Genomic DNA, 23611 nt, shown 5'->3' with positions numbered 1-23611 from the left:
CCAATTCTTTGCATTAAAGCTTTTTCCTATGGTTCGTAGGTGTAGGCATCTTTTTTTCAACAGCATCAGGTTCTCATTAGGGACAGATGGATTTATTCCGCTGTTTTATTCACAAAATCAACTTTATATTGCCATTCGCCGTATTTTTGTTCGTTGTCAGTAATTGTTCCTTCTGTAAGGGTGATGCGTAGAACGATTGAGTCTGGACTTTCCTCGTTGCCGTGATCATCGAACCATGCGAAGTACTTTTTCATCTTCCCTCTAATTTCCGCATTCTTCTCATCCTTAACCCAGCCAAGATTCTCAGCCGTACCCTGAGCTACAAACAAGTCCAATCCACAGATGGCAACCTCATTGTTCTTTTCAATTTCCAACGTTTTGTTTTTAAACGAAGATGTAGAAACATAAAACACTCCGTCTTCATAATATGCATCAACCATACGAACAGTAGGCCGCGGGTTGTCTACCGCTTTGGGCGATAATGATATCGTCGCAAGGGCAATAAGATTATCTTTACCGTTTCCACAGAATTCCTCCATAAGTTTGATTGCTTTTTCGTATTTGCTCATTTTCAAATTCCTCCATTCAAGATATAATTTATTTTAACTCAAACATTAATCCGTTTTCATGAATTATAGTCTTAATGCTTCCAGCCTTTTTCCTCGTTCATAAGCTTCATGTAAAAACTCCTCTACCGGCAAATCCCCATAATCCCAGTTCATAGCCTCTATTGCAGTGGCACCTGAATAACCCGTTTTTGCAATTTTTTTCATGGTTGAAGACCAATCAATGGTGCCGTCAAAGGGTAACCCGTGTTGGGCATAGCTTCCGTTATTATCATGTAAATGTAGTGCCATCATCCTTGAACCGTACATGGATAATAAATCATCATCTGGATAGCGACGGTAGTGATGTCCACAATCATAACAGAATCCGAGACGCTGTGAATTCACTTGCTCCAGCACATATGCCAAATTAGAAAGGTTCCGTAAATTCTCCAGTGCAACATTGACACCAAGCTGTTCAGCTTTTTCAGTGATTCTCTTGATTCTATCCAGTCCCAATAGGTTACATGGATTGTCTTCGTTGGGCAGGTGCACCACCATTGTGGGAATCTCAAACTCAGCGCAATCTACAACACATAGTAAATAGCAATCGGTTAAGGCTTCACCCTCCAGGTTGTCAAGCCAGAGCTTGTTTTGGTTTTGGACTGGCGTGTGGATATTTTCTATAAAAAGACCCGCTTCTCGTGCAATTTGTGGCCCTTTTCGATAATCCTTCTGACCAAAGCAATCACGACCAAAATCATCACTCCACCATAATAAAACACCATCAAATCCAGCTTCTTTTATTAAGCGATAACGTTCCTTGTTGGGCAATTCATAGCCGAACCAATCATAAATTGTAATCATATACCTCTTCACTGCTAAATCAGCAACACTTATTACATCTCTTTCCTCTAATCCGCTTATCTTCATTTTTAAATCTCCCTTTGTATAGCTCACGAATAGCATCAATATTTAAACCATAACATACCCTTAACATATTGCCTTTTCTAGGATTCCATTTATTTGGTTTGCATAAATGATTGTCAGTAAATAGAACTACAACAATTGATAACTCTCATAATTAGTTATGTCATAATCACCTAATTGTACTTTTAAGTAATTGCACATCTTAACCCATAAGTCCTTCTTATCATGTTGTTCATAATTAGTTATTAAAAATCGGCTTAATAATTCCCCATAGACTTCATCGACTCTTATAGTTTCTTCTACTCCATACTTGTTGTAAATAGGTAATTTGTTATTATGCTTACATATCAATTCACTCATTTTCTGTAGGTTTGATCCTGTAAAGAATAAAAAGCCACTGTAATCACCTTTATCAAATAAATCCTCACCATCGGAACAAATTGTTTCTAACCAAAACTTATAATCTTTTCTCCTATCATCATTTAAATCACTTTTATACTCCTTTACTTTTGTCATGGCCGTACTTTGAATTTTCTCCAGCTTCTTTTCTGAATCAAACAAGATCATTGATGACGAATAGATTCTCATAGATGTTTGGTCTGTTCTTAGACGATCGTAATATTTCCACTCAGGAGATATGAAATACTCAAATTCTAAACCCTCAAAATATTCTCTACCCCTCATAGATTTAAATTCCTCTGGCCATATAAAAAATATATCGATGTCAGAACGTTGACCCATATTTCCAGTTACATATGACCCAGTTACCATGGCAGCGATTACTTTATGTTTTTCCTTCATATATTCAATGTATTTTAAAATAGTCTCTCTCAATTCATAACCTCCTCTAATTCTTTTCTACCTAGTAGCAACCAATCAATGGTGCCGTCAAAGAGTAACCCTTGTTGGGCATAATATCCGTTATTATCATGTAAATGTAGTGCCATCATCCTGGAGCCATATATATTAGGCACTATATGGCCATATCCTTCATTACTTATGTATTTTAAAACTCTTGCTTCTCTTTCTAATTCAGTTATTCTATAGGTCCCTGTTGAAAATTTAATTACTTTGTCCAGACCATCATAATTGATTCTATATACACTACTTACTTTGCCACCAGTGAGTTTCTCGTAGTTTCCTAATGCATTAAATTCTTTTTCTAAGACATATTCTATTTCATCTGATGAAACAAACCCATTCTTATAACTTTTAATAAATTCCGGTGACATAATTTTGTATCTAGCATCCAAAATTTCCATCATCTTTCCCATCCCTTGGCCCAATACATTGTTTTAATTTGTTTTTATCTCAATCTAAATCTAAGTTTTTCTTCAAGATACGGTATTGCATCCTCATAATCATTCTCGTAGCTATTGAATGTGCCTGACTTCATAAATTCAAAACCTGCTTGTAGGTAGATTGGTACCGCTTGATAACTCCATGTCTGGGTATGAAGGAAGATATCTCTATCCCCTTCGATCTGCACCATCCTTCTCAATCCTTCAAATACAACCGCTTTCCCCAGACCTAGTCCTTGGTATTCAGGCTTAACTGCAACCCATTCTAGTGCGAGGTCACGACGTACGCCAGTATAATTCCACCAAGAAGTAACTGTGCCTATCTTCTTCCCTTCGACTGTCTGAATGAAGATGGTACGGCGTTCCACCTCACCAAGAAAAGAAAGATAATTCTCGCTAAAATAATTTAGAGCTTCTGCAACACTATTAAACTCACCGACAGAAGTCTCTATTTCAGCCCATTCTACTTCATTACCTTTCGTAAATGGTACAAATGAATAGCCTTGAGGACGCTCATACTGTGGTATTGGAGTTCCTGATCTTCGCATCATTACGATATTTAAATATGGAATAGACTTATCTAACATTTTATCCCTCCATTAATTCTTTTCACTAGTAGCAATTCAAAGATAATTTTACAATAGATACTTTCCCACCGATCCTTAGAAGAGGACATACAAATGTTTTACAGTCTGAAAAGAAATTTAATAACACCCCTAGGCGAAGCTTCTCTCCCAGTGGGAAGGTGCCTTCCAAACTAGTAATCCTTCACGTCACACGAAAATTACGAAAGTTTACTAAATAATAAATTGTGCAAGAAACTTATTGTATATTATGCTTATTAGCGGAGGTTAATCCAATATATTTGTTGTTCTTTACCTTCATAGAAATTTTCACCTGTTAATATACCACCACAACTTATCGCTGTCTGCCTTGAAGCAATATTATCTTTATCACAGATAATCACTACTTTCGGAATTTTCATTTCTTTTGCGATTTCTAAAACAAGTGATAATTGTTGCATACCATAACCTTTTTTTCTCTCAGTTGGACGAATTCCATAGCCAATGTGTCCTCCATGTTTTTCTAATTCATCAGTTAAAAAGTGTCGAAGTTGAATAGTACCTATAATCCTATTATCAGATTTTCTTACAGAAAAGAATGTGCTGGCATGAACATTATTGCGAAGTTTATCTTTCTCAATCGAAAGAACAATTTCAAGCCATTCATCAAAATCAATATAACCAGCTAGACCACAACTGCCATTGATATTTGTTTCCTTAAAGCCTAAATACTCTTGTTTGTACTCCAAAATTTTTCCTTCCAAAATCTTTGATGGTTTTACTAAAATTATTTCGCTCAACTTAATACCTCCTAATACAAATAGCCTGTTGTTAGCCTTGTAATACAATTGTGCATCATCTGGTCTTTTTAAAAATTGTCCCATTGAGCAGCCCCGATATCTCTATTATCTTAAGGTTCGACTTACCTTCAGATATACAGCTTCAAATATCGAACTCATATTTTTTTGTTGCTCCATACTTAGACTGATCAATCATTATTGTACTGACCATGTATTACCCCTCCTTATTGTAAATAGAATCTAATTACCTTTATTGCACTTGATCCATTATTCAATCTCCATTATTCTTAACAGTACTCTATCAATATTTTTAAAATAGTCTTCTGCTTTGGGTTCAACTAAAAAATCAGGTATCATTGTGTTTAAATCTTCACTAGAATGCTCAAAGTACTTACTAGAATACGTAACCCTTGTGTTGGTATTTGTCAAATCTAAAATTTTAACCTCTCCATAATGATTTGGTTTTCCACCTGTAGGCTCACCTACAAAAGTTGCGTTTGTATTATTTTTAAATTCTAAAGCATTTAATATTGCAGATGAGAATGTTTTTCTTCCAATAATGACAAAGAGTTTTTTAGGATCATTTAACGCTTTTCTTTTCCTTAATTCTCTAAAAAACGGACTCATAACGGACGAATTTCCTCCCCCATTATTTCTCAAATCAATAACAAGTTTATCTATAGAATTATTATCAATAAAGTTAAAAAGCTCAGTATTAAAATCTTTAAAGGATAACTCCTTCATATTTGTGCAGGAACTATATTGAAAATAAAGTATATTTTCGTCTTCAATGTATTCATACCAGTAGTTTTTATTGGGATTTTTTAAATACAACATTTCCACATCATCTTCAATATTTCTACCTACAGGTTCTATATCATTATTTTTATACGTTTCAGCCTTAACACTTCTTTCATTACCATCTTTATCTATAAAAATAAACTCTGATGAACTAGAACTAGAAATTTTCAAACCATTTAAAACTTCGGGAAAAATTATGTATTTAGTAAACAAGTTTTTAAACTGTGGTTCATTTTCGTGAGAAATAATCGGTTTAACCAACTGCATAAGGTCTTTAATATTCGTATCATTTATACCTTTGAGTCTATAACCAATAAATTCGCTATGTTCTGGTACAGTATCTACCAAGTATACCCCATCATTAAAATAGTAAAATCCAAAAGGATATATCTCCTCAGAATTAAAGCTAAATCGAGTGTGACCATCTCCCACTGAAGCGATTAATTTGCTCATTTCAATGATTACTTCATCATCTGTCAATTCAGGTACCCTCTCTATTATATCTTCTATATTGTTATGAAAATCTTGTTCTTTTAATTTGAAGAATAGATTCTTATGTCTTTGAGGTAACTCCTTTTCAACAAACTCAATATCGGCTAGCCATTTACCATCCCTAGCAGCATCAGTTTTCATACTACTGATAGTTCTATTGTTGCTATTAGTATTGTTACATGAACTTAATGGAACAATCATAAGCATAAGTACTATAAAAAGTACTATTTTTCTTGATTTACGTTTCATTATTTCTACCTCCGCATTTTTATATAGTTGTACACACCCTCCCACCGACTACGTCTATTTTTACACTGAAATTCCAAATTCTTTCTCAAACATAGTATTTGCCTTTTCTGTAAATATCCGTGGAGTTGTTTCTTCCGAGATGCCAAGTATATCTGGTGTTGCGATCCAGAGTATATAGCTATTGATTGACAAGCTATCTCTTACCTTCAAATGTCTTCCATCCCTCACAAGTAATCCATCTTTGGCAATTTTATCGGCATCAAAATAAAACCTTGCTCCTGCCATATATGGAGAGTCAAAATTTAAATCAATCTTCCCCTTCTGCCTCGATGCTACAACTCTTTCTGCACCTAATCCACCGTTTGTAAACATGATGTAGTCGCTGTAATCAGGCGGGTCGCCAAATACCTGCCCAATAGGTGCTTTCTCTGTCAATTGGCTATGTCTATTCAGCCGATTCCATGATTTCAGATATCCATCCTGCATGATTGCATTGTAATTCTCTTTACTAGTTGTATGTATAAGTACTTTCCCTTCATAGGGTCTTAAAAAACGATCTTTGTAACTGTGATTCCCATATATATGTTGAGCAGTATCCAAGTCTTTTTTATCAACCGCCAAAAGTATGTTTTTATTGTATGATGAATGATACTGTATAAAATCGAATAGTTGGTATTCCCAGTCAGCACCCTCTTTTGAAATAATTAACCTGGATACTTCCCCCTCTAGGTACTGCAGAAGATTGAAACCTTTTGACGTCTCCAGCAATTTTAGCATAATCCAGTCGTCAGTATATGGTAGATTATTTCTATATGGGTTATCTCTAACTTCAGTGAAAGATGGATCTACATAATATATGTTCATTAGTTCACCTCCATAATATATAGACTATCAGTACTGTACGTCAGGAATATATCTTTATTTGAATATTGTCAGTAAATAGAACTACAACAATTGATAACTCTCATAACTAGTGATGTCATAATCCTAATTTCACTTGTATGTAATTACACATCTTAACCCATAAATGCTTCTTTTCATGGTTCTAATGATTGGTTATTAAAAATTGTCTTAATAGTTCCCCATAGATTTCATCTATCCTTATCGTCTCTGCTACTCCATACTTGTTATAAATATAGAAACCATTTGTTCAGACGGTGAAGACTTACTTAACAAAGGTGATTACAGTAGTTTTTTATTTTTTACAGGATTGAAATAAGTAACTCAAACCATAACTATAATTTCTCAACTCTATTCTTGTTTGAAATCTTGAAATAGTATAAGGTGGCTCCACTATTTGCAATCACATGAAATATTACGGGATATATAATTGAACCAGTAGATTCTACAAGATTTCCAGCGAATAACCCGAATATAAAAGCAAATAAAATTTTCTTCATCGATTCATGATTAATTTTAAATCCAAAATACTGAAAATGAGTTATTCCAAAACATATGGCAGATATAAAAGTCTGTAATGTAACCCCTTTCAAAATAGGAACGGGCACATATATTACACTACTCCCTACAAGATAGGTGGCTAATGATAGAACTATACCTCTAAATAATATTTCTTCTCCAATCGGGTGAATAATACAAAAATTTGTTATCCCCTTTAGATTTTTCTGTGGTTCGTATCCAGAAGTAAGCATAAAGGGAATCAATGCAAACATTATAATAACTAGTTCCGAAATAAGTATGGGTTGGTTTGGTACTGCTATATAAAATGTATCCCATCCCATAGTTCCAACTAATAAAATAATCCCACACCAAATATGAAAATTGTAATTCTTCAAGGTATCACTAATTTTTTTATTATATCTTTCAATAAGCTTAAAGACATTATAGTTAAGTGTCAGCATGAAAGTTAAATATGTAATGGCTAATATTATTAAAAATTTCAATCAAATCTCCCCCTTGATTAACTAATATTATTAGGTTTTTTATAGATTTCGCTTCTCCGCTTAATTGCTAGTAACTTGTATGTATAGAATGTCTTTAGTTATTTAATTTAACAACTTACTATCTTCAGTTGTAAATTCACTCTATTTACAAAAAGTATATCGATTTATAATTCCTTATGTATTTACTAATCCCTTTATATTTTCTTCGATATATTTCGACAACAACACTCATTTAATAAAATCTTCATCATTATCTCAGAAAGTTTCTTTTCTCTAATCTAAGCAACTCTCAATACTGCCGATTCAGTAAACATCTATTTATCAACTATGTCCTATCGATATCAATTTGTCATTTACAAAATACTTAATGAATATACTTGTCATAACAACAACATTAGGAGCTGATTTTATGTTTTTGGTAATTCGCAAAAAGACGATTATAACACTCACACTTATTATAGTAGTACTCTCTATTTCCCTTCTCGGAGTTCATTTCAAGGATAGATGGATTGTCAAGGTTAGTAACCCTCAGCCAGTTGGCTATGTGGCAATTATTATAGATGACTTTGGCAACAGTGGGGAAGGTACTGACGAGATGCTTGAATTAGAAATTCCCATTACAGCTGCAGTGATGCCCTTCTTACCCCATAGTCAGGTTGATGCAGAGGCAGCCCACAAGGCAGGCCATGAAGTAATCATGCACATCCCAATGGAGCCAGTACGGGGGAACCCCAATTGGCTAGGGGAAAAAGGGATTACGACCGATTTATCCAATGAAGAAATTAAATCAAGAATTTGTGAAGGTCTAGAAGAACTACGATGGGCTGTAGGAATGAACAATCATATGGGCTCTAAGGCTACACAAGATAAGCGGGTGATGGAGAGTATCCTTCAGATTGCTAAGGAAAAAAACATGTTTTTTGTAGATAGTGTTACTACCCAACATTCGGTTGTTGGTCAAGTAAGTAAAAATATGGAGGTTACTTCTCTTAAAAGGGATGTTTTTTTGGATAATTCTAAGAATCAAAATGAAATAGAAAAGCAATTGATGAAATTAGGGGAAATTGCTTTAAAGAAGGGTTATGCCATTGGCATTGGTCACGTTGGACCTGAAGGAGGAATCGTTACAGTAAATGCAATAAAAGCAATGTATCCTGAGTTAAAGAAAAAAGGCATCGTATTTGTCTATATTTCTCAATTAAAAGACTTACCTATTCTAAATCGGTAATTACTAAGGATTAATATTATAGTTGAATTCACTAATACAAGTTTAAAAAGAGGTGAATTATGAAAATTAAAAGACCTACTTTAATTCTGTTATTATCAAGAAAAGCTAGAACCTATATATCATCTCTTCTCATTTCAGTATTTGTCCTAGTTTCTTCTCCAACTATTTTAGATTTAGTTATAGACAAACCTGTTGAGCCCCTCTTTGACAAAACCATAGTCGTCGACCCTGGGCATGGAGGTATAGATGGTGGTACTAGCTTCGGAAATGATATGTTAGAAAAAAATATCAACCTTGAAATCAGTATGAAACTAAAGGAAGCCCTACTGGAGCAAGGAGCTAAAGTTGTCATGACTAGAGAAATTGATAACTCTTTAGACGACCAAATAAAAAATAATGGAAGCCGACATCGTGAGGATTTACAGGCTAGGGCAAAGATTATTGATAATAATCCTACTGATTTGTTCCTTAGTATCCATGTGAATTGTATGCGTAACAAGCCCGATAAAATCGGACCAATAGTATTCTATTATGGCGCTAGCGAAGACAGCAAGGCCCTAGCTGAAGAGATACAAAAAAAGCTCAATCAACTGTCTACATATAAGGAGTTGGGGATAAAGGCTACCAATAAAGTGAATAGAGGTAACTACTATATTTTAAAGTACACTTCCCCACCGGGGGTGATCATTGAAACAGGATTTATTTCTAATAGCGTCGATCGCAGGCTTTTGTTGGAGGGTGGGCATCAAGATGAACTTGTTAGACTTATTGTTGAGGGGGTCATGGAGTATTTGGGGAGGTAAAATGCATGTAGTATCATCCAGATTAATCACTTTTAATCCTATTTTTTCAAGCAAAGGTAGATGCTCAATCTTCTTAGAGTTAAATAGTTGACCATTAGACAAATACAGTCTTTTTAATTGATCAAGATTTCGAAGGATTTAATCAGAAGTTAATCCCATCCAAAAAAAGCATTATCTACTTTTCTGAACTAAATCTAGTATCTTTTTCAGTAAGTAAGGTTGAATATCTGGATATGTCAAGTTCTCAGGAGTTTCTTTGAAACATCTTACCTCGCCAATCTCAAGATCTGGCAACTGCCCAAAACTAAATACTTCGCTATAGAATAATCTTCCGTAGGAACAGACATCCCCACGGGTAACAGAATATTCACAAATAGGCGTAATACTATAATCTACTGCTCCTGTTTCCTCTACTAACTCCCTCTTTCCAGTAGCCTCTATTTCCTCCCCATCTTCCCTATGTCCTCCTGGAATTTCCCAAGTGTCACGATCTTTATGTTTTACAAAAATATGTTTTCCCCCATAAATAGAGCCAATCACTGCATAGGCTAGTTTTTCATCTGCAATAGAGCCTAACTCATAAAATTCTACTTTCATTTGAACTCCTCCGTCTCATCTGTTTGTTATCTTCCTTTATCTTTTAAAATCAATAGGATCTATTTTTTTATTTCTCCCCTTCCCACTCCCCATAAAACTCCTCTAAAAATCCCTCCATATATTCATGTCTCTTAACTGCCATCTCTTTACCTGTTTTTGTATTCATCAGGTCCTTGAGCTTTAGGAGTTTTTCGTAGAAATGATTGATGGCAGTTGATTTTTCCTTTTGACGATACTCCTCTTTAGTCAATTTATCCCTTATTGGTATTTTGGGATCGTATATTACAGTTCCGATGGAACCGCTATAGGCAAAACATCTTGATATGCCAATAGCACCAATGGCATCCAAACGATCTGCATCCTGTACGATCTTTGCTTCAAGCATCGTGAGGGCAGGACCATTGCCTCCTTTAAAAGATATGGTTGAAATGATTTCTAGTATTATCTCCATATCCGACGTCTCCACCGATTGAGATTGAAGCCAGTTTTTTACCTTCATGATGCCACCTTCTTCACTTTCATTTAATTTCTCGTCGGCAATATCGTGAAGTAGTGCTGCTAGAGTACATATATATAGATTTGCCCCTTCTTTTTGTGCAATTTTTTTAGATAGTTGAGTAACTCGGTAAATGTGCCACCAGTCATGCCCACTACCTTCCCCCTGCAACTCATTTCTTACATATTCCTCTGTATTTTTTATGATAGTATCCTTCACTTTATCCCTTCCTTTTAAATCTCTACTTTTATCTTTCTAGGAGTAACTACTCACTACAATACTCCTAAATCTGGATCATTAACCTAACCAATATTCACTAATTCTACTTTTTTATCAATTTACCTCCAAGTAGTAATTATTTAAAATATAATGCAATCTACAAATTATAATATATACCAATAAAGACAAACATTACAAAAGTAGTCCCCTAATTGTAGAGATAATCAAGCTACAAAATAGGGGGTAGAGTTTTTATTTATGATTTGGAGAATTAGAAAAGAGTATATTTTGTTCTAACAAATTTATGAGAGCTTCTTCCCGCTCCACCTCGTCCAGTACAATTATACGAGCCCAGCCATATCTCCCCTTCAAATCAATTCTCCACGAAGTCTTCGTGTACTTCTCAAGGCATTTCATTTGATTCCACGCAGTAAATCGGCCATTATAATATAGTCCATTTCGATAAACTCTTATTTTATCAACAACACTTATCGTACTCATAACCATATAGATTAGGAAGAAAGTCAACTCCGTAACTGAGAAAATTTGGTTGATCATGCCGATAATAGATAAGGGAATAACTAGTGTTGCCAAAAATAGCTGAGAATAATATATTGAAGATCGGTGTTTAAACTGTTCTATAGGCTCTCCCCCATATTTCTTAATCCTATATAAGTTATTTAGTGTTTTATATAATTCAAAGATAAATAATATCAATATAACTCCATTAATCTTAAATACTTCTTTAATAAATATATCCAAAATCTCCATCTCCTTCTATGCTAAATTTAAAGGACAATAGTTTAGCACTATATTGATAAATTATACCATAAATTACCTTGCTGTATCTATCAAGCATAAAATTTCCAAAATAAAAGAATGCATTTCTGCATTCTTGGTAATAACCTGACTTTATGGGATTTAGATGAACACTTCTCCATTCAACGAGAAGGTTTTGGCTTCAATAATTTTCAACTTTACTAGCTCACCAATTAATGACTCATCCCCTACAAAATTCACTAGCTTATTTTGTCTAGTTCTTCCCATTAATTTTTTAGGGTCTGTTTTACTTGGTCCTTCAACTAGTACTTCAACAATTTGATCTTGATAGCTTTCGTTGATTTCAGCACATATTTCATTCACTCGGTCCACTAGGCGATTAAATCTCTCATGCTTTACGTCTTCAGGAATTTGTTCTGCCATTTCAGCAGCAGGTGTACCTTGACGGATGGAATATAAGAATGTAAAGGCCGAGTCAAAACGAACTTTATTCACTACATCAAGGGTGTCTTCAAAGTCCTCTTCTGTCTCACCAGGAAAACCTACGATGATATCAGTAGTTAAGGCGATATTAGGTACTTTAGCCTTTAACTTTTCTACTGACTCTAGGTATTTTTCTTTAGTGTATACTCTGTTCATTTCCTTTAAGATTCGATTACTACCTGCTTGGAATGGGAAATGGGCATGTTCACATACCTTATCACATTCAGCTATTGCATCTATCAGATCATCCGATAGATCCTTGGGATGAGAAGTCATAAATCGAATCCGTTTTAATCCTTGAATTTTGTTTAACTCCCTCAATAGGTCTGCAAATGTTACTTTATTTTCCAGAGTTTTACCATATGAATTTACATTTTGTCCCAACAGGGTGACTTCTTTGGTTCCGTTATTTACTAGGTCCGCCACTTCGTCAACAATATCCATTACCTCTCTACTTCTTTCACGACCTCTAGTGTAGGGTACAATACAATAGGTACAAAAGTTGTTACAACCAAACATAATATTAACAAAACCTTTTAAACCATACTTTCTAATTGAGGGAATACCTTCTACAATTTCCCCCTCCTGCTCCCAAACATCCACTAACATATTTTCAGTGTGCTTTGTATTGACTAAAAGTTCTGGGAATTTATGTAGGTTATGGGTTCCGAATACAAGGTCAACATGACGGTACTTTCTCTTAATTTCTTGTACAACCTGAGGCTGCTGCATCATGCAACCGCATACAGCTATGACCATATCTTCATTTTTCTTTTTAAGATTTTTTAATGCTCCAATATTGCCGTATACTTTTAACTCTGCATTTTCACGTACACAGCAAGTATTAAATATGACTAGATCTGCTTGATTTTTTTGAGTGGTTTCAATATAGCCCATATTTTGTAGCATACCTGCCAGTTTTTCAGAATCATGTTCGTTCATTTGACATCCGTAGGTAACAATGATATATTTTTTCTCTTTTTTAGTCCGTGCATAATCTTGTTGATTGAGCTGTTTTATAGCTTCTATATATTCCTGTTGATTTTGTATGTCTAAAGAAGTAACTTCATATTTATTTTCTCTCTTCAACTGTGTTTCCTCCTCGATTTACTTATGTATATATTATTAGCTTATTTATATTTATCTATTATAACTTAATTTTCTTCATAAAAAAAGGCAAGATTTATCAATCCGCCTCACTATATACCCGCACTCTTTATAACCCTTATTTCAACATCCTGCTTTACTACCTTTTCCTCAAGGACTGTCAATTTCTCATAAACCTGCTTGTAACCATCAAACAGGGCTTTTGAGTTCTCCTCCAATTTATATTCAAGTCTTAGCAAGTCTGCTTTATCAGCCTTATTATCTAACTTTTTCTCAATTGAGTCCATCCTAGAATCTATTTTATCCATCCTAGAATCTATTTTATCCATTCTAGAATCTATTTTATCCATTCTAGACTCTATTTTGTCCATCTTGGAGTCCATTCGGTCCATTCTAACCTCTAATTTATCTATTTTAAATGACATATCTTTTACATCTGTAGATATGGTGGACATTTTTGTAGACAAGTCCTCATACATCTTTGCAATCAAATCTAGAATTTTATCCTCCATAAATATCACTCCTCTTAATTTATATTATAACACACTATCTAATATGATACACATCACATTCCATCTTGCTTTTTGGTAAGTATGTTTGCTTCATTCAATTCCTTTAAATAAATTTTTAAATCCTTCACTTTTCCTGAGAATAAGATAAATTTCATTGAATAACACCTCCATGGGATATAATCGTTTTCTTATAATCTCATTATATACGAACACTTGTTCGGTGTAAAGATTTTTTTATATAAATTTTCAATCATTTTAAATCTTATGAAATATTTTAGCAAAAATGATTTATTCGAATATATTGATAATATACTCAAAGATTACTTAATACCCAATTGATTCATTTATCTATAGATTACTCTACTAGATATTTAACAATATTTTATCTGTAAAAATGTTTTAATAAGTAAAAAAAAGGATATCTATTTAAAGGGCGTCATATATTAAGGGGGTATTCGAATGCAGGGAGTGTTTCATTTTGAAGTCTCGGCCGATCATATTGTTAGGGCCCAGCGATTTTACAAGGATATTTTCGATTGGAACCTACAGGAGGCAAATAATGCTGTAGATTATTTATTGTTAAACTCCAATGAAATTAAAATTCCTGAGTTAAAGGAACATCTAAAGGATCAAGGCGATTTATTCGTTACCAGAATTAACGTATCATCATTGAAAGCAACTATAACTAAAATACTAGAATATGGTGGAAGAGTACTTACGAAGGTAGTTCAAGAATCTAAAGAGCTAAAGATCTATTGTGAAGATACTGAGGGCAATCTATTGATTGTTGTGGAATCCTTCTAAGTATCTCTTGGAGCTATCAAAACATTATTCCTCAACTAAAGACAAATTTTATTTATTTTAGATAAAAAAGCTATATAAAAAATCCTTTTCCTTTGTATCTGGAAAAGGTTTTACTATTTTATGACATATATATGTACTATACACATCACCAAAGAGGTAATAATATCAAAACGACACCCCTGCTACTTTGTGGAAGAAGCATAATGAACCAACGCTTCAATATTACTCTTCCTCGTAAAATCAACAGGCATATCATATGCCGCCAACATCCCTTTTTCATCTGGAGTTAGTTGTTTTTTAGATTTCAGGCGGAATTTTAATAAAGCCATCAGAATTTTATCAAAAGATTTCACTAAACGATGGTTATACCCTCCCCGTAAATAAAAGAACTGAATGTGTTTTTGTTCTTCAACTGTAAAATTTCTATTTACAACGCCCTCCATTTCCTCTTTTCGTCCTGGAGAAGCACCCGTTGCATAGACGATTACCTTTTTCTCTTTGAGGACATTTAGATTTTTTTGAATCAGCTTCACCCCGTTGATGCCAGATGCGTATAGTCCTCCCCCGTAGATAATCGTATCATAGGACTCCAACATATTTTCCGTTGCCTTAGATGCTTCATACAAATCCCCAGCTAAATCCTTTGCAATCCATTCTGCGTATTTCTTTGTAAAACCTGTCTTTGACTTGTAAATTACGATTGTTCTCATTTCCCTATCCCACCTTCGTTCTCTTTTTGCCAAACTTATACATATAAACTGGTTAATACTAACATTATAACATCTAATAACAGGGGATTTATCGCTTTATTAATAATATATATACGTTATATACAAATGAATGATACAATTACCATATAGTGACTGTGATAATTATATTGAAGGTAGGTGTGTTCCGATATGGATCGAAAGCGAATTATTTCCTCGGTGCAGTTAAGATAATCTGATGGTAGATTGTATCGAGGTAGCCGCTAAATACTATCAGTTAACTGCACTACTTTTCCCTATTATAATAAGATGAAGGAGGAAGTTGCTTCCTCCTTTTGATTATATCATTTTTTTCTTCTATATCCATCATATTTAAGTTATAATATATATGGAGGTGATTTTATATGGAAGCCATATTAAAAGAAATACTTTCAAAATTAAGTTCATTAGATGATAAAGTTTCTAGCTTAGATGATAAATTCTCGAGCCTAGATAATAAAGTATCTACCTTAGATAACAAAGTTTCTAGCTTAGACAATAAAGTCTCTAGCCTAGATAACAAAGTCTCTAGCTTAGACAATAAAGTCTCTATCCTAGATGATAAAGTATCTACCTTAGATAACAAAGTTTCTAACTTAGACGACAGAGTCTCTAACATGGAAGTTGGACAAATCCGCATTGAGCAAAAACTAGAAGCAGTTTACGAGCAGGTTGCTAACTTAACAGAATTTGAAGCATCTTCAACTGAAAATTTCAATACTATTAAAAAGGATGTCAGTTTTTTAAAACATAAGTTACATCAAAATGAAGAAGAAATTTTTGACATTAAAAGTTATATCAAACTAGTAAAGTAGTTGAAAAATCAACTGCTTTTGTTATATCATATAAACCTCATACTCCTTATCAAAAGAATATCCTAACTTCTCAGCCAATGCTATTGACCTAATATCTACAGCATCCCATACAAGATCAAAAAGAGTCAGATTCCTCTGACTCCATCATTTATCTTAGTACTTATTTACTTTTATAAGGTATCGGATCTTCTCCTCCTGCCTCTTCAAATCCTTTTAATCTTAAGACACAGCTATCACATACACCACAAGCCTCTTCTCCACCCTTATAGCAACTGGTGGTAAGGTGATATGGTGCTCCTAGCTCTAGTCCCAGCTTTACAGTATCTGCCTTCGAAAGCTTCATTAAAGGAGTCTTGATATCAATACCCTTCCCCTTTACCCCAGCAGCAGTACCGACATTTACCACCTGTTGGAATGCTTCGATAAACTCTGGTCTACAGTCGGGGTAGCCACTATAGTCCACTGAGCTTACACCGATATAAATGGCCTCTGCTCCAATTACCTCCGCATAGCCTAGGGCATAGCTTAAGAACAGGATATTCCTAGCAGGTACGTAGGTTACTGGGATCTCTCCGTCTCCTTCATACTCTGGCACATCGATATTTGAGTCGGTTAAAGCACTGCCTCCTACATTTTGAATGGTAAAGATTTTATGATCTTTAGCTTCAAAGTAAGTAGCTACTTTTTTAGCTAAGGCAAGCTCTCTATTGTGTCGCTGCCCATAATCAAAGGAAACCGGATAAAGCTGGTACCCCTCACTCTTTGCCACCGCCATGCAGGTGGTACTGTCTAATCCTCCTGATAAAAGGACTACTGCCTTTTTCATATATTTCTCCTCCTATACCTTTAACATATTAAAGAAGTTATTTTGTAGCTTGTCATTATCTTCAAATACACCTCTAGTGGTGATGGTGGTGGTTTGACTTCCGGGCTTTTTAATCCCCCTCATGCTGATGCATAAATGTTCTGCTATGATGACAACCATAACCCCCTCGGGTGCTAATTTCTCCTGGATAGCGTCGGCAATCATGGTGGTCATTCGCTCCTGTACCTGTGGTCTACGGGATACATTTTCAACTAGTCGTACTAGCTTACTAAGCCCCACCACTTGTCCGTTTGGCTTATAGGCAATATGGGCCTTGCCAAAGAAGGGTACAAGGTGATGCTCGCAGGTGGAGTAAAAGGGAATATCTTTGACCAATACCATGTCCTTATGGTTTTCTTCAAAAACAGCACTCAGTTCCTCTTTTGGGTCCTTACCAACAGCTTCATAGATTTCTTTAAATAATTTCATTACCCGCTTTGGCGTATCCTCTAGTCCTTCACGACTTGGGTCTTCCCCAATCTCTTCAAGAATTATCTTCACTGCCTCCATTACTCTAGCTTCGTTCATTTTAGACTCCCCTTTCTTCTGGATGCCATAAAACCTTGTGTAATTGTAGCTGAAACCTTGCATCTATTCCGTCTTCAAGAATCCATTGGATAATTTCTTTAGGATCTATTTTCCCATATATGGGGGAGTAGGTTAACAATCCCCTTTGGTAGTACTCACTAATGATTTCCTTTGTCCAAAGATAATCTTCACGATTTCCAATTACCATCTTGATTTCATCGTTATCCTCTAAATGGCTGAAGTTATCTAAGCAAAGACTCTTCGCTTCACCCGAAGACGGGGTCTTAATATCCATCGTATATCTTTGATTAGCTTTTCTCTCTACTTGACTAAGATCAACTGAGCCATTGGTTTCAATATTTACCTCAAAACCCTCCAATGCCTCCAGTAATTTATTTACTTCCCTTTGTAAAAGGGGTTCACCACCTGTTAGACAGACCCGCTTATATTTAAAGGAATTAACCTTCTCCATTATTTCTTCTATCGTCATTTCTTGTCCTTCTTTATAAGAATAAACAGTATCACAATAGGAGCATCTGAGATTACATTCTGCCAATCGTACAAAGATGGTTGGTAAACCAGTTGAAATTCCTTCTCCCTGTATACTTAAAAATATCTCATTAACCTTCAGCATAGTATTGCTCCCTTTCTAAAGTACCAAAGCTGGTGGGGGTTTCCCATAGCACTAGCTTTTGTAGCTGTACTCGATTATCTGAAATATTTTCTTCTAATTGTTCAAACATCCACACCAACATGTTTTCACAGGTGGTATTAAACTCAAATAGTTCATTTAAATATCTATGGTCTAGTCTATCTAATATCCTTTCCTTAACAATCGCCTTTAGATCATTAAAGTCCATCACCATTCCTCGATCATCAACTTTTCCCCGAATTGTAACCTCCAACTTGTAGGTATGTCCGTGGAGGTATTTGCAATCTCCCTCGTAATTGTTTAGTTTGTGGGCACTATCAAAAGTGAAGATTTTCGTAACATCTATTCTCTTATTATGCATTTCCCATCTTCCTTTCCTTTATCAAGCCTAGATAACCACAGCCAATTGCCCCATTTAGTTGAGGTTCTTGCGGGATTACGACTTCATCAAAATCTTCTTTTAAATAATGGATAATGGCCTCATTTTGAGCCACTCCACCTGTTAAAACGATGGTTCTACTTTTTAATTTCTGTATTTGAGGCTTTATTCTTTTGTATAAAGAGTGATTGATTCCTGCTGCTAGTCGATCTAACGAATGTCCCAATGCAATTTGTCCAATCAATTCAGATTCCCCGAATACAGCACAGGTGGTATTAAGCTGTACTGGATTTTCATATTTCTGCTTCAGGTCATCCAGAGATATTTCTAAAATAGCTGCCATATTCTCCAGATATCTTCCACTGGAGGCGGCACATTTATCGTTTAAAATCATATCCGTCATAATACTATTTTCAACTTTGATAACTTTAAAATCCTGTCCACCGATATCTAATAAAGTGAAGTTTTGGAGCCTTGTTTGATATAGGGCTCCGTAGACATGGGCCTTTAATTCATTAATCACCTTTGCTCCAGCCACTTGTATATTATTTCGACCATATCCAGTACTGATTACTTGATCCACTGCATTTAGACCAAGGGCTTCTAGATCAACCATAACTTCTCCCTCTCGGGTACGACTATAGTCTCGATAGAACTTCATGGTACTGATGATATCAGTTTTGAGTAATTTATCATTTTCCAGTAGGGCAATCTTCACAGCCCTACTTCCTATATCTATCCCTAATATCTTCATCTAATCACTCCTTCAAATCCATCAGCATGTCCATGAAGGACTCCAGCCTCAATTTTGTTCTGGCATCGGCTTTACCCGGCAAATCCCCTTCTATCGTCAAGACAGGTACACCTAATTGCTGTTTAACTAAAATATCTTCAATTCCCCTATAGCAAAAACTCTGGGTATAGTGGATGATTCCATCTAATTTTCTTTCTTTAATTGCTTGTTTTATTTCCTTTAATCGTCTTTCCAAATCATAGGGGTAGGTAAAGTTTAGATACATCTGATATATATCTGTTTCCATTGGCTCTTTTGCCATTGTAAATGCCCTCTGGACTTCATTAAAGACGATTCTACCACCGTTGTTTTCCACTAAAGTATATATGTCTTCAATAATGGGTGGTACCCCCATATAGCCTAAACGAATCTCATTGGAAGGAAAAGCTGGCCTTGCTTCGATTTCTTTGATAACAGCTTCTAAATCCTGATGGAATTTCTCAGGATCACTATTAAAGTCACTACAGCTCACCTGCCATAAATGATTTTCAAATCCCGTTGCTTGATTTGCCCTCCATGTCAGCTCATCAAGATACTTCACCCTCTGCCGCAGTGGGAAGAGTTTTTCTTTTACTGCCTCCACCTCTTGAAGGGTAACACCAAAACACTTCATTAGATGGTCAACTTCCTCCACCATCGTCTCATAACGCTTATTTTGAGGAAATCCAAAAGGAATCACTTCTTTACCCTTCGATTGCCATACCTCTATTAAGGCTTTTGTATTAGAACAATCTCCTTCTGTTACCCCTATGACAAGGTCAATATCCTCTAAAAGGGCAATGGCATACAGTCCTTTGATCCAAGCACAAAGATTTCGGGGAAAACCCTCCGTCTCTGAATACTCTATATATTCCATTGATTTTCCACTGGTGACAAATATATTGTTTAAATCCACTGGTGTTACACCTGCTGCATACAGGACCTCCACTGGGACTGTAGTTGTAAGACCAACCTTCTTCATGAGAGTACTCCCTTCTCTTAGCGATGACGTTTTTAATCTTTTCAGTATATAAAAAAGACTACCCTAAAATAAGGTAGCCTCAATAATTCAAAAGTATATCTTTATAACTAAGGTTAATCATAGTATAATCATAGGAAAAATTTCCACCAAAGGAAAATAGACCTCTGCAATTGGATTACAGGGTTTCTTGGGTGAATATTAGATAAATTCTATCAATTTCCATATGATACTATGCCTTAGTTTTGTTTTAGGACAGGAGGCTCTCGAACTGTCCAAATAATAATGTATCATATTAAGGATTCAATTACAACCCCTTTTATCAAAGGTTGTCGTCTTGTGTTCATGCAGAATCCTTTTTGCTACATGTATCGTTTCTTAAAGTATTTTTATGATTACTTAACAACCTAATTAGGAATTCTTCAGCTTCCTCTACATTGTTGGGTATATCAACATTATACCCTTTATTCTTTAACCCAGTAAACAGCTCCGTCAATATAGGTGGTTGGAGATGAGCGGCCTTCATAACTTCTACATTTCGGAACACTTCTTGAGGTGAACCATAGGCAGACACTCGACCATCATTCAAAACATATACTTTGTCTGCAATTTCTGGGACGATATTAATATCATGGGTGGTGATTAGCAAGGTTACACCATGATTATGGCATAAGTGATTCAAGAGTTCCACCATCTCCGTTTTGGACTTGGGATCTAAAGCATCAAAAGGCTCGTCCATGATGAGGATTTTCGGCATCATGATCATTGCCCCTGCTAGGGCAACTTTCTTTTTTTGTCCCCCACTGAGATAATGGGGAATCTTTTCTAGTAAGTCTTCTATTTGTAGACTACCGGCAACATTTCTTACCCTTTCATCTATCTCTTTCTTATCTACCCTTTCATTTCTCAGGGTAAAGGCTATATCATCATAAACCCTAGGCCCAATAATTTGCTCATCTACATTTTGAAAAACTACACCGATATTTCTTCGGATTGTATTGAAATTTTTATCTGGTCTTAACCCCATGACCTCCACTGTACCATCTACAGGAGATAATAAACCGAGGATATGGGCTAGCAAAGTTGTCTTTCCAGCACCATTAGGCCCAAGTATAACGATTCTTTCTCCAGGGTTAACTACAAAGTCCAACCCACATATATTTACTTCTGTTTGATCTGGATACACGTGCTTCAAGCACTTTACTTTTATGATAGGCTCCATGGTATCACCACCCCTGCTAATGTTATAAACCCTAATATAATAATAATATAGTCTACCTTCCTCAATGGAAAGATGTCCACTGTCACAGGGATTCCCCCTTGATAACCCCTCAAGGAATAGATTTTGTACATTCGATCACTCATTTCAAAGGAATGAATAATTAAAATTCCAAAGGCACCTGCTATATTTCTTAGGTTTGCTATTAAGCTAAAGGGTCTATATCCGCCCCTTAATTTAATACTTTTCAGCAGGTTTTCGATTTGTCCGATTAGAATAAATAGTGAACGATAGGTAAATAACAGTATATCCACCAAAAGCTTTGGCATGAATAGGGATAAAACTGCAAATACATCCACATAGGGGGTGGTGGATATTAAGAGTATCATTGTCATGGCCGCCCCCACTGCTTTTTGCAGTACAATGAGTCCCAATACCCAAGATTGTTGTAGTCTCAAGATTGCAAAGAAAATACTAAAAAATACGGGGTAAAGGATTAAGTGTCCCAACTGATGTAAAGGAACTTTGCTAAAAAGAAAAAGTGCAAATACAACCCCCATTAGTACCCCTAACTTAATTGCATCATTAGTAAGTATAAAACTTGCTAAAAGTAATGTTGTCAAGATTAGCTTTGAAACAGCCCGTGCTTTGTGCAACAGGCTATCTCCACTAATCGAAATCTGATCGATCTCTGCTAAGTGCATATAATCCCCTTCTTTACAGTTTACTTCTATCTTCTTTCCACACGATGAATCAGATCTGGTCTTATTTTATTGAAGAATCCTATAATAAAAGCTGTTCCGAAGGATTCTAATAGAATTCCAACGACTAAAATCATTATCAATGCAGCCCAACCAGTTAAGAATAGAAAGTGAGTATCCTCAACTTGCCCTTCTGCATGTCCGTGCTCATCTTCGTGGGCATGGTCATCTTCATGGCTATGCTCATCTTCATGGGTATGATCATCTTCATGGGCATGATCTTCTTCATGGGTATGATTTTCTTCATGGGTATGATCATTTTCATGGGCATGATCTTCTTCATGGGTATGATCTTCTTCGTGGGCATGATCATTTTCATGGGCATGATCTTCTTCATGGGTATGATCTTCTTCATGGGTATGATCTTCTTCATGGGTATGATCTTCCTCATGGGCGTGCTCTTCTACGTGGGCGTGTTCATGATCATGTGGTATTGCATAGTTTACGCCTGCTGACAAACCTACTGTCCCCACCATAAGCGACATGGATACTAATAATGCTAAAGAAGTAGCCAATACTGTACTTGGAAATTGACCAAGCTTCTTGCTGAAGGCTTTGAATAAATGATAGCCTACGAAAACCTCTGCCCCAATAACTAAAGTATTTAATCCCACTAGGGTGATTCCTCCATGGGCAATAAGAGCCAGCAATAAATTTACCACAAATACTGCTACAAAACCTAATCCTGGTCCTAATAGGATACCCGAAAGTACCGCTAGACTTAAATGGACTGGAACAATCCCAAGGGGCACTGACATACCCAGTAGCATAAGAGCTGCCACAATACCAATCATAGGAACTTTTCTTCTAACATCGTCCCCTTCTACCCTTCTTAACACTAAAAAGACAATACCGATACTAATTAAATAACCTGTGACCCACCAAACGGCAGGAATCACACCATCTGGCACGTGAATATGACTCATTAATCTCTCCTCCTCATATTTAAATCATCTTAAATTATTTTTAAAGATTATTACTTAAAATTACTTAAAGATCATTAATTTAATAATTCAACTAAATTCTAGTCCTATTTCAATAATTTGTCAAACAATGAATTTATACTTTCAGACCTTTGAATTTCACTAAATTAAATATAAATGAATCTTTATAGCTATGGTATATTTCTTACCCATAAATATTGCCATAAAAAACTAATTGTTTTCATAAAAAAATATTTTTTTATAACGAATAGGAAAGTTCTACATTATATTAATATAAAAGAGAACTTTTTCGTAAATGAGTTTCAACATAAGTCATCAATTAAATCTGGCGAGGTTC

General features: G+C 35.3%; 29 protein-coding genes. 4 read left to right on the top strand and 25 right to left on the bottom strand.

Translation table 11 applies throughout. The features are described 5' to 3' along the window. Positions 1 to 92 precede the first annotated feature (92 nt). The 9 genes from JOC73_RS03200 to JOC73_RS03160 all read right to left on the bottom strand — a co-directional run bounded on the left by JOC73_RS03200 (position 93) and on the right by JOC73_RS03160 (position 7585). Positions 93 to 569, bottom strand: coding sequence for a pyridoxamine 5'-phosphate oxidase family protein (locus JOC73_RS03200; RefSeq protein WP_204400400.1), 477 nt, complete (start codon positions 567 to 569; stop codon positions 93 to 95). Between the two features lie 63 nt (positions 570 to 632). Beyond that, positions 633 to 1478 (bottom strand): sugar phosphate isomerase/epimerase family protein, encoded by an 846-nt coding sequence (locus tag JOC73_RS03195; RefSeq protein ID WP_330613077.1) that lies wholly within the window; start codon positions 1476 to 1478, stop codon positions 633 to 635. A 126-nt stretch (positions 1479 to 1604) separates the two neighbouring features. After that, complete coding sequence (locus JOC73_RS03190; RefSeq protein WP_204400399.1) at positions 1605 to 2309, bottom strand: nucleotidyltransferase domain-containing protein; 705 nt, start codon at positions 2307 to 2309, stop codon at positions 1605 to 1607. Then, positions 2306 to 2740, bottom strand: a complete 435-nt coding sequence (locus tag JOC73_RS03185) for a hypothetical protein (RefSeq protein ID WP_204400398.1) — start codon at positions 2738 to 2740, stop codon at positions 2306 to 2308. Before JOC73_RS03185 ends, JOC73_RS03190 begins: the two co-directional genes overlap by 4 nt. Before the next feature lie 41 nt (positions 2741 to 2781). Further along, on the bottom strand, positions 2782 to 3363 hold the full coding sequence (locus JOC73_RS03180) for a GNAT family N-acetyltransferase (protein ID WP_204400397.1): 582 nt from the start codon (positions 3361 to 3363) through the stop codon (positions 2782 to 2784). A 254-nt stretch (positions 3364 to 3617) separates the two neighbouring features. Next, a complete protein-coding gene (locus JOC73_RS03175) occupies positions 3618 to 4139 on the bottom strand; it encodes a GNAT family N-acetyltransferase (RefSeq protein ID WP_204400396.1) in 522 nt (173 codons plus the stop codon). Positions 4140 to 4406: 267 nt separating this feature from the next. Continuing rightward, positions 4407 to 5681, bottom strand: a complete 1275-nt coding sequence (locus tag JOC73_RS03170) for a S41 family peptidase (protein ID WP_204400395.1) — start codon at positions 5679 to 5681, stop codon at positions 4407 to 4409. Between the two features lie 60 nt (positions 5682 to 5741). Next, positions 5742 to 6545, bottom strand: a complete 804-nt coding sequence (locus JOC73_RS03165; protein ID WP_204400394.1) for a hypothetical protein — start codon at positions 6543 to 6545, stop codon at positions 5742 to 5744. A gap of 371 nt (positions 6546 to 6916) precedes the next feature. Further along, positions 6917 to 7585, bottom strand: coding sequence for a CPBP family intramembrane glutamic endopeptidase (locus tag JOC73_RS03160; protein ID WP_204400393.1), 669 nt, complete (start codon positions 7583 to 7585; stop codon positions 6917 to 6919). Between the two features lie 409 nt (positions 7586 to 7994). Here JOC73_RS03160 and JOC73_RS03155 point away from each other — a divergent pair, with 409 nt between their 5' ends. Next, entirely contained in the window at positions 7995 to 8813 is an 819-nt protein-coding gene (locus tag JOC73_RS03155; RefSeq protein ID WP_204400392.1) for a divergent polysaccharide deacetylase family protein, read from the top strand. Between the two features lie 59 nt (positions 8814 to 8872). Further along, positions 8873 to 9616 carry an N-acetylmuramoyl-L-alanine amidase gene (locus tag JOC73_RS03150; RefSeq protein WP_204400391.1) on the top strand — a complete coding sequence of 248 codons (744 nt, stop codon included), beginning with the start codon at positions 8873 to 8875 and terminating at the stop codon, positions 9614 to 9616. A 171-nt stretch (positions 9617 to 9787) separates the two neighbouring features. On the opposite strand, the gene JOC73_RS03145 is transcribed toward JOC73_RS03150, so the two are convergent. The 5 genes from JOC73_RS03145 to JOC73_RS03125 form a co-directional block, all read right to left on the bottom strand. Continuing rightward, the gene (locus JOC73_RS03145; protein WP_204400390.1) at positions 9788 to 10213 is read right to left on the bottom strand and encodes an NUDIX hydrolase; all 426 of its coding nucleotides are present in this window, start codon (positions 10211 to 10213) and stop codon (positions 9788 to 9790) included. Positions 10214 to 10280: 67 nt separating this feature from the next. Next, positions 10281 to 10928 carry an HD domain-containing protein gene (locus JOC73_RS03140; RefSeq protein WP_204400389.1) on the bottom strand — a complete coding sequence of 216 codons (648 nt, stop codon included), beginning with the start codon at positions 10926 to 10928 and terminating at the stop codon, positions 10281 to 10283. Between the two features lie 252 nt (positions 10929 to 11180). Continuing rightward, entirely contained in the window at positions 11181 to 11690 is a 510-nt protein-coding gene (locus JOC73_RS03135; protein WP_204400388.1) for a hypothetical protein, read from the bottom strand. A gap of 159 nt (positions 11691 to 11849) precedes the next feature. Further along, entirely contained in the window at positions 11850 to 13280 is a 1431-nt protein-coding gene (miaB, locus tag JOC73_RS03130) for a tRNA (N6-isopentenyl adenosine(37)-C2)-methylthiotransferase MiaB (RefSeq protein ID WP_207755042.1), read from the bottom strand. Between the two features lie 110 nt (positions 13281 to 13390). Then, positions 13391 to 13810, bottom strand: a complete 420-nt coding sequence (locus JOC73_RS03125; RefSeq protein ID WP_204400387.1) for a coiled-coil domain-containing protein — start codon at positions 13808 to 13810, stop codon at positions 13391 to 13393. Between the two features lie 459 nt (positions 13811 to 14269). Here JOC73_RS03125 and JOC73_RS03120 point away from each other — a divergent pair, with 459 nt between their 5' ends. Continuing rightward, positions 14270 to 14614, top strand: a complete 345-nt coding sequence (locus JOC73_RS03120) for a VOC family protein (RefSeq protein ID WP_204400386.1) — start codon at positions 14270 to 14272, stop codon at positions 14612 to 14614. Positions 14615 to 14796: 182 nt separating this feature from the next. Here the strand turns inward: JOC73_RS03120 and JOC73_RS03115 are convergent, their stop codons facing one another. Continuing rightward, on the bottom strand, positions 14797 to 15324 hold the full coding sequence (locus JOC73_RS03115; RefSeq protein ID WP_204400385.1) for a flavodoxin domain-containing protein: 528 nt from the start codon (positions 15322 to 15324) through the stop codon (positions 14797 to 14799). Positions 15325 to 15725: 401 nt separating this feature from the next. Between JOC73_RS03115 and JOC73_RS03110 the strand changes: the two genes are divergently transcribed. Beyond that, a complete protein-coding gene (locus tag JOC73_RS03110; RefSeq protein WP_204400384.1) occupies positions 15726 to 16175 on the top strand; it encodes a V-type ATP synthase subunit I domain-containing protein in 450 nt (149 codons plus the stop codon). A gap of 21 nt (positions 16176 to 16196) precedes the next feature. Here the strand turns inward: JOC73_RS03110 and JOC73_RS15470 are convergent, their stop codons facing one another. The 10 genes from JOC73_RS15470 to JOC73_RS03060 form a co-directional block, all read right to left on the bottom strand. After that, positions 16197 to 16304 carry a GNAT family N-acetyltransferase gene (locus JOC73_RS15470; protein ID WP_204400427.1) on the bottom strand — a complete coding sequence of 36 codons (108 nt, stop codon included), beginning with the start codon at positions 16302 to 16304 and terminating at the stop codon, positions 16197 to 16199. A 31-nt stretch (positions 16305 to 16335) separates the two neighbouring features. After that, positions 16336 to 17001 carry a 7-cyano-7-deazaguanine synthase QueC gene (gene queC / locus JOC73_RS03100; protein ID WP_204400383.1) on the bottom strand — a complete coding sequence of 222 codons (666 nt, stop codon included), beginning with the start codon at positions 16999 to 17001 and terminating at the stop codon, positions 16336 to 16338. Between the two features lie 12 nt (positions 17002 to 17013). Next, the gene (folE, locus tag JOC73_RS03095; RefSeq protein ID WP_207755041.1) at positions 17014 to 17568 is read right to left on the bottom strand and encodes a GTP cyclohydrolase I FolE; all 555 of its coding nucleotides are present in this window, start codon (positions 17566 to 17568) and stop codon (positions 17014 to 17016) included. A 1-nt stretch (position 17569) separates the two neighbouring features. Further along, complete coding sequence (locus JOC73_RS03090) at positions 17570 to 18202, bottom strand: radical SAM protein (RefSeq protein ID WP_243427838.1); 633 nt, start codon at positions 18200 to 18202, stop codon at positions 17570 to 17572. Further along, positions 18189 to 18581, bottom strand: a complete 393-nt coding sequence (gene queD / locus JOC73_RS03085; RefSeq protein WP_204400381.1) for a 6-carboxytetrahydropterin synthase QueD — start codon at positions 18579 to 18581, stop codon at positions 18189 to 18191. The genes JOC73_RS03090 and queD overlap by 14 nt, the downstream gene beginning before the upstream one ends. Continuing rightward, the gene (locus JOC73_RS03080; protein WP_204400380.1) at positions 18574 to 19353 is read right to left on the bottom strand and encodes an acyl-CoA dehydratase activase; all 780 of its coding nucleotides are present in this window, start codon (positions 19351 to 19353) and stop codon (positions 18574 to 18576) included. Before JOC73_RS03080 ends, queD begins: the two co-directional genes overlap by 8 nt. 4 nt (positions 19354 to 19357) lie before the next feature. Further along, entirely contained in the window at positions 19358 to 20353 is a 996-nt protein-coding gene (locus tag JOC73_RS03075) for a 2-hydroxyacyl-CoA dehydratase family protein (RefSeq protein ID WP_204400379.1), read from the bottom strand. A gap of 340 nt (positions 20354 to 20693) precedes the next feature. Beyond that, positions 20694 to 21572, bottom strand: coding sequence for an energy-coupling factor ABC transporter ATP-binding protein (locus JOC73_RS03070; protein WP_204400378.1), 879 nt, complete (start codon positions 21570 to 21572; stop codon positions 20694 to 20696). Continuing rightward, positions 21557 to 22273 (bottom strand): energy-coupling factor transporter transmembrane component T family protein, encoded by a 717-nt coding sequence (locus JOC73_RS03065; protein WP_204400377.1) that lies wholly within the window; start codon positions 22271 to 22273, stop codon positions 21557 to 21559. The genes JOC73_RS03070 and JOC73_RS03065 overlap by 16 nt, the downstream gene beginning before the upstream one ends. A 26-nt stretch (positions 22274 to 22299) precedes the next feature. Continuing rightward, entirely contained in the window at positions 22300 to 23256 is a 957-nt protein-coding gene (locus JOC73_RS03060) for an energy-coupling factor ABC transporter permease (protein WP_204400376.1), read from the bottom strand. Positions 23257 to 23611: the final 355 nt, after the last annotated feature.

The organism is Alkaliphilus hydrothermalis, assembly GCF_016908555.1.
GTDB lineage: Bacteria > Bacillota > Clostridia > Peptostreptococcales > Natronincolaceae > Alkaliphilus > Alkaliphilus hydrothermalis.
The sequence above is the reverse complement of the archived record's forward strand: the minus strand, read 5'-3'. Positions and strand labels throughout refer to the sequence as shown.